This window comes from Martinezella hainanensis (genome assembly GCF_900094555.1).
In the GTDB taxonomy this organism is placed as follows: Bacteria; Pseudomonadota; Alphaproteobacteria; order Rhizobiales; family Rhizobiaceae; genus Rhizobium; species Rhizobium hainanense.
This window is the reverse complement of the sequence record NZ_FMAC01000003.1, coordinates 182,895-195,296: the sequence shown is the minus strand read 5'-3', so window position 1 is coordinate 195,296 and position 12,402 is coordinate 182,895. Positions and strand designations below refer to the sequence as shown.

General features: G+C 57.4%; 12 protein-coding genes. 4 read left to right on the top strand and 8 right to left on the bottom strand.

The window, feature by feature from the left end; all coding sequences use genetic code 11:
- Positions 1–144: 144 nt before the first annotated feature.
- Positions 145–681: a hypothetical protein gene (locus tag GA0061100_RS11465; protein ID WP_244557811.1), complete on the bottom strand. Its 537-nt coding sequence runs from the start codon at positions 679–681 to the stop codon at positions 145–147.
- 932 nt (positions 682–1,613) lie between these two features.
- On the opposite strand from GA0061100_RS11465, the gene GA0061100_RS11460 reads away from it, so the two are divergent.
- The 4 genes from GA0061100_RS11460 to repC all read left to right on the top strand — a co-directional run bounded on the left by GA0061100_RS11460 (position 1,614) and on the right by repC (position 6,227).
- Entirely contained in the window at positions 1,614–2,090 is a 477-nt protein-coding gene (locus GA0061100_RS11460; RefSeq protein ID WP_075852830.1) for a ProQ/FINO family protein, read from the top strand.
- Positions 2,091–2,558: 468 nt separating this feature from the next.
- A complete protein-coding gene (gene repA, locus GA0061100_RS11455; protein ID WP_075852829.1) occupies positions 2,559–3,752 on the top strand; it encodes a plasmid partitioning protein RepA in 1,194 nt (397 codons plus the stop codon).
- 4 nt (positions 3,753–3,756) lie between these two features.
- Positions 3,757–4,758 (top strand): plasmid partitioning protein RepB, encoded by a 1,002-nt coding sequence (gene repB / locus GA0061100_RS11450; protein WP_075852828.1) that lies wholly within the window; start codon positions 3,757–3,759, stop codon positions 4,756–4,758.
- 155 nt (positions 4,759–4,913) lie between these two features.
- Entirely contained in the window at positions 4,914–6,227 is a 1,314-nt protein-coding gene (gene repC / locus GA0061100_RS11445) for a plasmid replication protein RepC (RefSeq protein ID WP_075852827.1), read from the top strand.
- A gap of 487 nt (positions 6,228–6,714) precedes the next feature.
- Here repC and GA0061100_RS11440 read toward each other — a convergent pair whose 3' ends face one another.
- The 7 genes from GA0061100_RS11440 to GA0061100_RS11410 all read right to left on the bottom strand — a co-directional run bounded on the left by GA0061100_RS11440 (position 6,715) and on the right by GA0061100_RS11410 (position 12,381).
- Complete coding sequence (locus GA0061100_RS11440) at positions 6,715–7,722, bottom strand: murein L,D-transpeptidase catalytic domain family protein (protein ID WP_075852826.1); 1,008 nt, start codon at positions 7,720–7,722, stop codon at positions 6,715–6,717.
- Positions 7,723–8,016: 294 nt separating this feature from the next.
- Positions 8,017–8,436 carry a GFA family protein gene (locus GA0061100_RS11435; protein WP_075852825.1) on the bottom strand — a complete coding sequence of 140 codons (420 nt, stop codon included), beginning with the start codon at positions 8,434–8,436 and terminating at the stop codon, positions 8,017–8,019.
- A 119-nt stretch (positions 8,437–8,555) separates the two neighbouring features.
- Positions 8,556–9,272, bottom strand: a complete 717-nt coding sequence (locus GA0061100_RS11430; protein ID WP_075852824.1) for a hypothetical protein — start codon at positions 9,270–9,272, stop codon at positions 8,556–8,558.
- Positions 9,273–9,446: 174 nt separating this feature from the next.
- Entirely contained in the window at positions 9,447–10,076 is a 630-nt protein-coding gene (locus tag GA0061100_RS11425; RefSeq protein ID WP_075852823.1) for an exopolysaccharide biosynthesis protein, read from the bottom strand.
- A 48-nt stretch (positions 10,077–10,124) separates the two neighbouring features.
- Entirely contained in the window at positions 10,125–10,436 is a 312-nt protein-coding gene (locus GA0061100_RS11420; protein WP_075852822.1) for a hypothetical protein, read from the bottom strand.
- 73 nt (positions 10,437–10,509) lie between these two features.
- Positions 10,510–11,493: a TerC family protein gene (locus GA0061100_RS11415; RefSeq protein ID WP_075852821.1), complete on the bottom strand. Its 984-nt coding sequence runs from the start codon at positions 11,491–11,493 to the stop codon at positions 10,510–10,512.
- A 171-nt stretch (positions 11,494–11,664) separates the two neighbouring features.
- Positions 11,665–12,381 (bottom strand): class I SAM-dependent methyltransferase, encoded by a 717-nt coding sequence (locus GA0061100_RS11410; protein ID WP_075852820.1) that lies wholly within the window; start codon positions 12,379–12,381, stop codon positions 11,665–11,667.
- Positions 12,382–12,402: the final 21 nt, after the last annotated feature.

Sequence of the window (12,402 nt, the reverse complement as noted above, 5' to 3'; positions counted from 1 at the left end):
CGAGAGATCGGATACGGAGATATTGAACCAGGAGCCGCTTCGGAGCAGTAAATCATAGCTCTCAGGCTCGTCTTCCACGGAAAGCCACACACTCCTTGCCTTCCAAGCTCAGGAGAAAGCGGCGGCGCGACACCCGCTCGCGCGTTACTTCGGCAGCGATTGCATGCTCTTCATGGCTTTGAGGTCTTCATGCGAGACGAATTCACAAGCCAGCAGGGTCTTTCCTGGGAAGGCCGCAGATTCGCGGGCGACTACGGACACCACTCCCATCTCGGCCGCGGGTTGCTCAGCCTTGAGCAAAGCGCGCCCATATGACTTCGTTGCGGTGCCGAGGAGATTGCCAAGCCCATCCGATGTCAGGTGATAGGTCTTGGCCAAATCGTCTGCTCGCGCGCCATCGACCAGGATACCGAAGCTCGTTCCAGCGAAGACGATTTCTTTCGTCTTGAAGCCTTGACGACCGAAGTCCGCGGACATTTTGTAGACGGCTGCCGTCATGAGCGACGTATCCGCCTTCGCAAGCTTCTCAGCCTCGTCATACATCTTTGTCGCACTGGCGGTCGAATAGGGCGGCTTGCAAAGGGCCGCATCGAAGAAGGAAGACTTGTCGAAAGCCAGCGCACTCGAACCGAGCGTGAGCGAAACAATGGCGCCCAGTGAAAGAGATGCTGCTATGTTCAAGAATATTCCTCCCAATGACTGATGAGCCATTCGAACTTAGATCGAGTCGACCGTGCTGCTGTATCTATCGCTACGACCATCGGCAGCCAAGCCGCCCAACGCAACTATCTCCAGATTTTTCATCTGGCTCACAGATTACTTGGCAGTGGCCACGGAATGTATTTCAACCCATGCAATGCCACGCCTCGACACAAGATCTCCCTCTTCAGCGCGCTGAAGGACGGCGCGTGGCTTGACGAAGCAAGAGGATGGATCACGCCTTCCCGCCCAACAGCCGGCCCCTACCCTCCATGGCTTTATTCTTGCAAATCCCTTCTCCGTCTGCGGCATCTCTCGAATGAGAATAGTCCTTCCCTATTCTGCCGATGAGAGATGCCATGAAACGCCGGATTGAGACGCGCCTCGGACAAGCAAAGCCAGTCGCTGGCATAAGGAAGCAAAGTCCAAATCCGAGTAATGCTCTGCTGCACTACCCGGCGCGCGGACCATTCAAAGATACGACTTCACCAGGTCTTTTGAACAACCGCAAACACAACGAGGACCATCGCCAATCATCGACCGCGACCGATTGGCCGCAACTCGTTTCGCCAGCATTTAGCTTGCGGCCGCCGGGGGTTAAAGCGCCCTCCCCCCCTTTAAGACACGGCAGCCCGCACAAACCGGAGCCCTGCGACATTTTCGCAGGCAGCTTGTTACGAATTCGGGATTGAGGGAAGATGCGCCGCGTACGCGCTACCTATCGCGGCTTTGCGAAAACTAGCCGTCCAACTATAAAAATCTCGTTAACCAAAACTTGCTGCAGACTACACCACCTCATATATGAACGTCGGCTTGGCGTGAGGGCGAACAAGCGGGGACGGATTTCTTTGCCATCCCGTCAAAATCACTTCACAATCAATCCGTAATGGAATTGCACGCAGAGGAACGATTTGATGGAAGAACCCTGGACGACCAATCGCGAGCCGATCGTGGCGACCGAGCTCGATGTCAAGAAGGCGACCGCGATCAATACGCTCTTGCTTCACCCCATCGGCATCCTGCCCGCCAAAGCTGGCGATCCTATCCGTCCTTTTGCGCTTGGCCTCTGGAATGAAATCCGTCCGCTCTTGAAACCCGACGTACCGGTCATGTCTCTGCGTCGGTCCACCAGTGCGTTTCTGCATTCCAAGCGATATTACCATGCCTGCGCCCAGCCGGATTCCATGCGGCACGATCTCGCCGGCAATCCCGTCGAGCCGCTTTCGGCCGAGGATAGGCTTGCCGCGCAGCAGCGCCTGATCACGCTGCGGCAAACGCAGGCCAAGGCAACGGCTCAACGCGAAGAGCCGCCACCACCGCCAGTCTTGAGCAAAGCAGAACTCATTCGAGCCTCCCTCCTCGGCCGGCGCTCCGATCGCGCCGCCCGCTGACGCGCCTGAGCGCATCGCCTCATAGTCTCCTCACCTTTATTGTAACAGCCCGAATGTAAGCGCTGCCTTTGGTGTGGTGGCGCGTCGACACTGTGGGCGGCAACTCCGGTCGCATCCGCGGTAGTCCGCGGACTACCGGTCAATTGAGCTCCATCCACGAAATGGCGCCCTTGGACGCGTTCGTTCCAGTATCCTGCCCGGCCTTCAGCATGAGTGGTCCGCGGACTACACCGCTCATGCTGGAACATAGGGCGAAACGAATCACTATGACCAACGGCCTCGCTCAAAACGTCAGCATAGTAAAGCGGCAGCAGATCGAATGTCGCAACACGCTGTTGATGCGCAAAAACGCATCAAAAACTGCCTTTTATCTAAGCATTTGTAAAACGGACACGAATCGGAGCATATTGTAACTGCGTAATTCAGTAGCATTCCGTCACAATTGCGCAGTTAATTGGGAAAACAACGATGCAGCCGAGTCTCGCGCTCCAAGAAGATCAAGAGCACCTTCCAACGCTTCTGGCGACAGATGCGCAGGAATTGTCTTATCAGCTCCAGCAACATCAGGCAAAGATCTTCCCGCCTCAGTCACAGAAAACTATGCGGATGTTTTCGCCGGCCGAAGCTGCTGCGTTCATTGGTATAGGTGAGGGCTATCTCCGCCAGATCGCCGCCGAAGGCCATGGGCCTGACCCGCTTTCCAATGGGCGCCGGCTTTATGCCGCCGAGGATATGGACCGCATCCGCAAGGTGCTGGATGAGCGCAACGGCACACCCAAATATGTTCCCTGGCGTAGAGGGTCGGAAAAGCTCCAGATCATCTCGGTCATGAATTTCAAGGGTGGTTCAGGCAAAACCACCACCGCGGCTCACCTCGCGCAGTATTTGGCGCTGAGGGGCTATCGCGTGCTGGCCATCGATCTCGATCCGCAGGCCTCCTTGTCCGCTCTCTTCGGCCATCAACCGGAACTTGATGTCGGTGAAAATGAAACGCTCTACGGCGCCATACGCTATGAAGAGCCGCGTCCGATCGCCGATATCGTCCGTTCGACCTATACGCCGAACCTTCATCTGATCCCCGGCAATCTCGAACTCATGGAGTTCGAGCACGAAACGCCGCGCGCAATGGCGGCAGGTCGTGCCGAGACCATGTTCTTTGCTCGCATTGGTGAGGTTCTGACCGAGATCGAGAGTTTCTACGATGTCGTTGTCATCGATTGCCCGCCGCAGTTAGGTTTCCTGACGATGTCAGCGCTCTGCGCTGCGACATCCATCCTCATCACCGTTCATCCGCAGATGCTCGACGTCATGTCGATGTCACAATTTCTCACCATGACGAGCGAGCTCATGTCCGTGGTCGAGAATGCAGGAGGTCGCACCAGCTACGACTGGATGCGCTATCTCGTCACCCGTTTCGAGCCGAACGACGGACCGCAAAGCCAGATGACCGGCTTTATGCGCGCCATCTTCGGCAATCGCATGCTGCAGAATGCCATGGTCAAATCGACAGCCGTTGCCGACGCCGGCGTCACCAAGCAAACGCTTTATGAGGTCGATCGTGCCCAGTTCACCAGGGGCACCTACGACCGCGCTCTGGATTCGCTCAATCTCGTCAACAGCGAGATCGAGACGCATCTCCGCCTGACCTGGGGAAGGAAATAAATAGATGGCGCGCAAAAACCTTCTTGAAATCTCGGCGCCAAACACGGCGCGCACGGACACGCCCGCTGCAAAGGATAATCGACCGATCGCAGGTTTCCTGCCGCAGGCGAGGGGTTCTGGACCTGTCGGCGGCATTACGAGGACGCTCGGAAACATCACCGAAAAGATGGAGCGCGCCAGCGATCTCGAGCGGCAACTGGCCGAAGGACAGACGGTCGTCGACATCGATCCCGATGTCATCGACGGATCCTTCGTTACCGATCGTCTCGAGATAGATCCAGTTGAACTCGGCCAGCTTGTCGAGCAGATACGCGAACACGGCCAGCAAGTGCCGATCCTCGTTCGCCCGCATCCAGAGTCCAAGGGACGCTTTCAGGTTGCCTACGGCCATCGCCGCCTGGCGGCCACAAAGGAACTCGGCATCAAAGTGCGCGCGGTCGTGCGGCAGCTCACGGATGACCAGCTGGTGGTCAGCCAGGGCCAGGAAAATAGCGCGCGCACCAATCTCTCCTATGTCGAGCGAGCATTGTTTGCATTGCGCTTGGAGCAACGCGACTTCGGCCGCGATGTCATCATGGCCGCACTCGGCGTGGACAAGGCAGCACTCTCCAAGATGCTGATCGTCACGAGACAGGTGCCTCTGCCACTCATCAGCGCTATCGGGCCTGCTCCCGAAATCGGTCGCAGGCGATGGTTGGAATTGGGAGAGCGCCTCGAGAGTGTTGCTGCCGAGCCGATCATCGCCGAGTTGTCCGCGGACAACTATCGGAAGATGTCGAGCGATGAACGTTTTCAGCGCGCACTCATTCTAGCAACGGGAAAGCCCGCTTCTACCAAGAGCGCCGCTGCTCCTTCATCCGTAGCCGGGGTTCCCGTGACTTTTAAGCGAACGCCGGCGCGCGCCACTTTTGTTTTCGATAGCAAGGCTGCGCCCGGTTTCGACCAGTTCGTGCAGGAGAGATTGCAATCTCTCTTCAACGAGTTTCAGCAAGGAAAGGAAACGTAACCCGCAAAAGAAAAAGGCCCCCAAACGACGTCGTCGTGGAAGCCCTTCTCTGATCTTAAGCAAATCGAGAATCGCATTTCCCCGAATCACAGTCAAGAGTCTTTGACGCCGTTTTGGTGAGCTGTCTTCTTTTGCCACAACGTAGGTGAAAGAAAATGGAAACCGAATATGTGACGACGCCCTTTGGGCGGCGGTCGATGACGCTTGCCATGTTGATAGCTCAAAGACGAGCCGAGCATGAGAAGCCCATCAGGTCCATCGACAAATGGAAGATTTATCGCGCACTCTGTGAAGCCAAGCCCCTTCTCGGGGTGACGGATCGTGCGCTTGCAGTTCTCAATGCGCTCTTGAGCTTTTATCCGAAGAACGAACTGTCGGATGATGCCAACCTGGTCGTGTTTCCTTCGAACGCGCAGTTGTCCTTGCGCGCCCATGGGATGGCCGAGCAGACCATTCGCCGCCATCTGGCTGTGCTGATCGCTGCCGGGCTTCTTGTGCGCAGAGATAGCCCCAACGGCAAGCGCTATGCTCGTCGCAGCAGGGCAGGGGACCTCAATGAGGCTTATGGCTTCTCATTGGCGCCTCTTCTCGCGCGAGCGGAAGAGATCGAACATCTCGCCGCCCAGGTTGCGGCCGAACGACTTCATATCCAGAGCCTGCGCGAGCGCATCAGCCTCCACAGACGCGATATTGCCAAGCTGATCGAAACCGCGCGTGCCGAAGCTGCAGAAGGCCCCTGGGAGACCGTCTATGTAGCTTTCCGTGCGTTGATCGATGGGCTTTCGCGTTCTCCGACGACAATGGAGCTGGAGGCACTTCTGGATAAGCTCAACCGCCTGCACGACCAAATCATCAACCAGTTGGAAACGCACATAAAAGCCAAAAATTTAAGCGGCAATCCCTATCAAAATGAGCGGCACATACAGAATTCAGACTCCGAATCCTTCATTGAATCTGAAACCAAAGCCAAACGGCGAGAAATACCGCTGGACGATACAGAATTTCCGCGGACAACTTCAATAATCCCGGAAACCATAGCTTCTTCGGAGAAGATCGGGCTAACACCTCCAGCATCACACAGTTCCGGCACTGGAACTCGCAAGGAGGTTCTAGCGGAACTGAAATCTTTCCCGCTCGATCTCATTCTCCGCGCTTGCCCGGACATCACAGCTTACGGACCAGCAGGCACTATCAACAACTGGCGTGACTTGCTTGCAGCCTCGATCATCGTCAAATCGACACTCGATATCAGCCCTGGAGCCTATCAGGAGGCCTGCAGAACCATGGGGACAGAGAATGCGGCCACTGTGATCGCCTGCATCCTTCAACGCGCTCCACACATCAATTCTGCCGGCGGTTATCTTCGCGATCTGACACGGCGAACGGAGAAAGGAGAGTTTGCGATCGGCCCCATGCTTATGAGCCTTCTGCGGTCAAATACGACTATGACTGCCCGAAAGGTGGCCTAGTTGGTTCCAGTTTCAATGTGAAAGGATAGATATCCGGTTCTGCCTAGGCCCCAAATTCGCGGCACTGATCTAATGCAGACCTAATCAAGTCTGCTGAGACGCATCAACGACAGTTTTGTTGATGTGAAAGGTGGTGCGCGCCCTCGTGCAGGGCTAATGGCAGCAAAGAGCAGGATAGCTTCTGATTAAGGATTTATTCCAATGAAATCAATCGGCTAGAGACGGTGTAAAATTCAGCCTAATTGACCGAACAAGCCGTAGGAGACGCTCTTATCGTCCGCCGATACCAAGTTTTTATGCCGTTTTTACCGGCAAATGTCCATATATTTTCGCATCTGGGTTCTCGATCTAGCGCTACGGTATCCACAGGTGAGCATATTGGATGCTATGCCGATGGTGACAGAAATATCCCCAGCTAGCTTGAACAGGCGAGGCAATTATCCCGTCCGTCGCCTGTCAAATTTCCTGACTTAGCTCCCGGCCATTGTCATTGCTGATCGCAGATCGGGATCGGCTTGGCGGGCGGTGCCGGATGATCCTTCTTGTACTGGACGATGATTGGCTCGAGCGTTTCCTTGGGCCAGAATTTTGGCGTGCCGATATCCTTCAGGCAGGAGTCGTTCCAATACAATCCGGATTGGGCCGGAGAGCGGCCCGCCGCAACGGCCTTGGCGATCGCCTTGATGTCTGAAGACTCCGGATAGATGTAGAGCGTCGTCGGATTGTCCTTCACCATGGAGATGATCTGATTGGCATCCGATGCCGACCAGCTCGTGCAGCCGTCACTACGGCCGCCGGCATATTCCACCAGCTTCCCGAGGGGAACATATCCGTCCTTATTGGCATAAGGGCTCTGCGGATCCTTCTTCATGCAAACGCCCGCGACCTTGGCGGCCGCATGTCCGCCGATCGCCCGCTCTCGCGCATTGGCGGTCTCGCCCTCACCGTCGAACTGGAGGAATGTGCGGAGATAGGCGGTCTCCTTCGTCTGGGAGAGCTTGTAGTAACCCTTGAAGGTCGTCTTCGTCTCCTCCGTGACATAGGAGCCGCCCGTCGTCAGGTTCGAGTCCATCGCGTTGCCGAAGTTCTTCGCGCACATGCGTCCATTGCCGAAGTCGGCAACACCTTTGAGATCGCGCCCGCTGCCGTGGCCCGATGAAACGACACGGAAGGTCTGTGTCGCCTCGCAAACGATATAGAACCGACCCGCGGACTTGCCATCATTCGGAGTATTCGGGCGGGTTGCATCCATGGCGAAATAGCAGGGATTTCTAACCGTGCCTTCGCTCACTTTTCGCATGTAGAGCGCGCGAGCTCTTTGCAGGATCGGTTGGGCAATCTGCCCTTCACCGGTACCAACATAAACTCCGAGCCAGGCCGGAATGTCCGACTGCCGGGCCGCTGCCAAGGATTGCGATGTTGCGGGAATGACGAGGGCGAGGGAGCAAAGGCTGAGCATCTGGGTGACGCTTCGAAGGGCATATCTCAACCGCACGGAATTAGTTCTCCTATCAAATATCCTGGGTCCGCATGCGCCGCCGCCGGTAACAGCAATTTTGACAGTCTGCCTGCCCCACAAGCTCGGCTGTCATGCGCCCGGATCCAGAAATCATAGTTGTGCGCTGCTTTGCTGAACGAGACCCTAACAGATGCAGGAATCCTGGCTGACAAGGAAAATTGCTCGCCTGTCATTGATTGTCTGCATCCGTTTTGCGCCAGCATTCTTCAGCGATCACGGCGCAAATATGGCAGACTTCAGGCGATCAGGACGCTAAGAAAGCCGTAGCAGCTAGGTTACGTCATCAGGTCGTGGCGCTGTATGCTTCTGTGATCGAGGCAAGTCGTCCTCCAGATGAAAGAAGGGGAGTTGCTCGCTCACATAGCTGTGGACGGCCGGAGCGTAGAATTCCGGATGATCCATGGCGCCCAGCATCAGAAATATCTGGTGGTCGATGCGTGCGTCGCTGTAGGCAATGGGCGCTCCGCAAGTCGGGCAGAAGCTTCGTTTGATGGGATATTGACCATAGGTCGCTCCCTCGTTGCCGTGAAAAGTCACGTCCTTCGTCAGGAAGCCCACGAACGCTGCAACCCGCGCGCCCGTCGCTCTGCGGCAATCGCTGCAATGGCAGTAGCTGGTATAGAAGGGCTCGGACGAGGCCTCGAACTTAATCGCGCCGCAACGGCATCCTCCCGTATGACGTCGTGCCATGAAATTGCTCCCTGCCGAAATCTACAATCTGTCTACGAGGCTCCCGGGACGAATTTATGAGCTCAAAGCCGTATGGCTCTTTCGCGCCTGGATCATACGTCGGTGAGCTGGTCAGCCAGCTATTGCGAAGAGAGATGTGGGGCGGGAAAGTCCAACACGCGACTGGTATAGCTTTCGATCAGTGCGCTGAACGGTGTTCCATCCGGCAGCTTCAACACGGCATGATGTTCGAGAAGAAAGGGTGGCAGGGCAAGAGACACGGCACCTGATGGCGGCAGATCGGCGCCCGTTTCCCATCCTTGCGGAAGAGGCGACCAAAGCAACTTTGCTGACAGGTTCGTGCGGGCGAAATTGAGGGCCTGAACGGCGCGACCGAAGGCGACGTCGCTCGTATCGAGCGCCTTGTTCATCTCGGCTGTGAGCTTTGCCGGCACGTACCAATTATCCGCCTCGGATAGGATGCGATCGCCACAGGCCAGCCGAACGCGGCGATAGGCGATGGGCTCGTCAGGTCCGACGGCGAGCAGCTTGCGGATTGCAGCGTCGGCCGGCTTGTCCTGACCGCGCACGCGCTGCGCAACGATTTTCGAACCTTCGGGCGCAAGCTTATGCGCAGCACACCAGCGGTCGAGCGTCAACGTGGCGCTGGCATTGCTGAGGAGATCGGCATTCAGGGTCTGCAGGATTGCCAGCGCTTCCAGACGCGAGGTCGGCGTGTCGGGCCACTGAGAGGCAGCAGACATCTCCTGCGCCGCCGCTATCTGCGCGCCAAGCGCGATGGCGACCGAACCGCCGAGGGCAATCATGCGAACGAATGACGGGGGCTTTGATGGCATGCGATGAAATCCTCTGCACAGATGATTTTACGGGCCGGAACCTGATGGCTGACAAATACGCCGTTGGCATAGATGGCAGGCATGCCGCCATTGGCAAGACCTGAAAAGATTGTTGCAGGCAGGCGCGGCAACTGGCCGCAAAATCGTCCGGTGTCTTCCTCACCGTATAGGTGCCTACGATCCGATCGCGTTCAGACCGGTGATGGCAACCTGGATGAGGCCAGCCGTGGCGACGAAGGCCAGCGCGGAGACGAACAGCGCCGCCAGGATCAGCAATCCGTCCCGTGCCATCAGCGCGACCGAGATCACCACGAGCGCAAAGACCGGCATATAGTTGCCGAGCGGGATCGGCAGGACAATCGCAACCGCTAGCAGGAAGATCGGAAAGGACAGCAGCCATTGCATTGTGCCGCCCGTAAAGACGGACAGCCGACCGGGGCGCACAACGGTTTCGATCCTGGCGAGGATCGGTGCGCTGTAGCGTACGATGAGATCGACGATCGCCGGCGAAAGCCGGCGACGACTGAGAAAGGCCGGCAACCATATCGTCCGCCTTCCTAGTGCGATCTGCGCCGCCACCAGGGCGAGCGCGCTCCCGAAGACGACACCGAACGGCCCAGGTATCGGAATCAGGGCGGGTAGGGCGAGAAAGAGGATGGTAAAGGCCGTGCTCGTGTGCCCGAGGCCGCAGAGCACCTCACCAATGGAGAGGCCGGCCTGCTCATGGGCGAGCCTGGTGAGATCATGCAGGCGAGCGGACGCCCTGTCATTCTGCTCAGTCGTGCCGGTGGCCTGTTCTGTCATCCGAGGTCACCAGATGAGGCTGACGGAATCCCTTGCTTGCGCAAAGTTTCAAGCTTCATCGGCGCCTGTGCTCCTTCCCTGGATAAGCTTGATGACGGGCGCGCAAGCCGGATTATTCTTGTCGAGCAGATCGGCAGGGCTGCTCCAGCCGGTCGAAAGGCTGATGACGGTGGAAATGGTCCAGAAGGTGTCGTCCGACGCACGCTGCACCAGCGCCGGCACTTCGGACGAGAGACATGCCTGCGACTGCCTGACGATCTCGACCGGCTGACCGGCCGCCGCCGCATGGCGCTCGATCTCGGCTTGAAGAGGACCGAGGGCGAAAGTTGCAAAGAGGGAAGCGAGGAGATTGGAGATCATATCTGGTCCTTGTCGAACATCTGCTTGAAGGGGGAGGGACGATGCCCGCGCGGAGAGCGGGCACCTCGCTGCATCAGGCCTGTTCGGCCTTGTCGCGGGTTTTCAGCAGGCTCCAGCCGACGCCGCTTGCGATGATGGCGAAGGTGATGCCGAGCGAGAGGGCGGCAGGGAATTTTTCCAGGCCCAGCATGTCAGCGACGAAGATTTTCGAGCCGATGAAGACGAGCACGATGGCGAGCGCCGGCTTCAGATACTGAAAGCGGTGGATCATGGCGGCGAGTGCGAAGTAGAGGGCGCGCAGGCCGAGGATCGCGAAGATGTTCGACGTATAGACGATGAATGGATCGGTCGTGATGGCGAAGATCGCGGGAACCGAATCCACGGCAAAGATCACGTCGGCCACTTCGATCAGCACGAGCGCCATGAAGAGCGGCGTGATGAACCACACCATTTTTCCATTCTGCGGGTGCGGCTGTTTGACGAAAAAGCGTTCGCCGTGATGGTGGTCGGTGACGTTGAAGCGGCTACGCATGAAGCGGACGAGCGGGTTCTTCGACACATCCGGTTCTGTATCCTTAACGATCAGCATCTTGATGCCGGTAATGATGAGGAAGGCGGCAAAGACATAGAGAAGCCACGAGAATTCGGCCACGAGCGTCGCGCCGACGCCGATCATGATCGCGCGCAATACGATGACGCCCAAAATGCCCCAGAAGAGCACGCGGTGCTGATAGAGGCGGGGTACGGCAAAGAAGGCGAAGATCAGGGCGATGACGAAGACGTTGTCAAGAGCCAGCGTCTTTTCGACGACGAAACCCGTCATGTAGGCAAGGCCGGAATCAGCCCCGAGATACCACCATACCCAGCCGCCGAAGGCGAGACCGAGGGTGATGTAGAGAACCGAGAGCTTGATGCTCTCGCCGACGCCGATCTCCTTGTTTTCCTTATGCAGGACCCCAAGGTCGAATGAGAGGATGGCGATGACGAGCGCAAGGAAGCTCGCCCACATCCAGAGCGGCTTTCCCAGCCACTCGACGAAGAGCAAAGACGTTTCCATGACGGAAAACCTCTGTCGGCGCGATGTCGGGAAAGGTCCGACATCGCAAGAGCGCCGACGGCTCTCACCAGAGGGGCCCGGACCAGCGGGTTGGCCAATAGCTGGGAAGCGCATGTTTGCGTTTCAAGGGCTCGGGCGCATTTTGCAAAGACGGCAACGTCACTTGCCCGTCTAATCCTTGGTCCGGCCGATGTGAATGCTGTAAACGCTTGCCCGTTCCTGCGCGACGGAATCGGCCAGCACGGGGGGAATTTCCACATGGGCGCTATGCCGCGCGAGGATGTGGAATCCCTTCGGAAGGCTGGCCGCGATGCGGTCGATGATCTTTTCGTAATCGACGATCAGCATCTCCCGTCCGGCCATGAGGTCGAACAGCAAGGGATCGGCGATCACGCGCTCATTTTCACAAAACCAGTAGGAGGAGATCGTCAGGTCGGGAAGATAGCCGATCTGCGCCGGTAGGTTTCGTTGTTCGAACTGGAAGCGTCCCGGCAACCCGGCGGCTGACATCAATTCCCTGGCGAGAGAAAGCTGATGTTCGGATATGTCCAGCCCGTGAAGCTCAAGCTCGGGATTGTCGGCGAGATGGGCAAAGGCGAGGCTGAAGGCGCCCGAGCCACAGCCGAGATCACATACCCTTGTATATTTATGGGCCGTCACTTCGAGACAGCTGAGTGCTTGCAGGCATTTCAGTGAATTTCGCATTCCGAACGCACGTGTAAAGGCATCGGCGGAACGGCTGTAATCGAATATCTCGATCTGGCGCCTGCTTTCGACAGCATTGCGCAAGGCAATGGAATCGTTGCTGGGATGGTATAGATGATTACATCTGAGCAGGACGTCGGCAAATTCTTCGAAATACCGCGTCTGTACGTCCGTGCCTGTCATGTAAGCCTGTCCCCGCCAAGG

What these genes read in the sequence shown, in the direction of transcription:
- GA0061100_RS11460 (WP_075852830.1), top strand. Translation starts at nt 1,614, where the DNA reads ATGGAAGAACCCTGGACGACCAATCGCGAGCCGATCGTGGCGACCGAG.
- repA (WP_075852829.1), top strand. Translation starts at nt 2,559, where the DNA reads ATGCAGCCGAGTCTCGCGCTCCAAGAAGATCAAGAGCACCTTCCAACG.
- repB (WP_075852828.1), top strand. Translation starts at nt 3,757, where the DNA reads ATGGCGCGCAAAAACCTTCTTGAAATCTCGGCGCCAAACACGGCGCGC.
- repC (WP_075852827.1), top strand. Translation starts at nt 4,914, where the DNA reads ATGGAAACCGAATATGTGACGACGCCCTTTGGGCGGCGGTCGATGACG.
- GA0061100_RS11435 (WP_075852825.1), bottom strand. Translation starts at nt 8,436, where the DNA reads ATGGCACGACGTCATACGGGAGGATGCCGTTGCGGCGCGATTAAGTTC.
- GA0061100_RS11430 (WP_075852824.1), bottom strand. Translation starts at nt 9,272, where the DNA reads ATGCCATCAAAGCCCCCGTCATTCGTTCGCATGATTGCCCTCGGCGGT.
- GA0061100_RS11425 (WP_075852823.1), bottom strand. Translation starts at nt 10,076, where the DNA reads ATGACAGAACAGGCCACCGGCACGACTGAGCAGAATGACAGGGCGTCC.
- GA0061100_RS11420 (WP_075852822.1), bottom strand. Translation starts at nt 10,436, where the DNA reads ATGATCTCCAATCTCCTCGCTTCCCTCTTTGCAACTTTCGCCCTCGGT.
- GA0061100_RS11415 (WP_075852821.1), bottom strand. Translation starts at nt 11,493, where the DNA reads ATGGAAACGTCTTTGCTCTTCGTCGAGTGGCTGGGAAAGCCGCTCTGG.
- GA0061100_RS11410 (WP_075852820.1), bottom strand. Translation starts at nt 12,381, where the DNA reads ATGACAGGCACGGACGTACAGACGCGGTATTTCGAAGAATTTGCCGAC.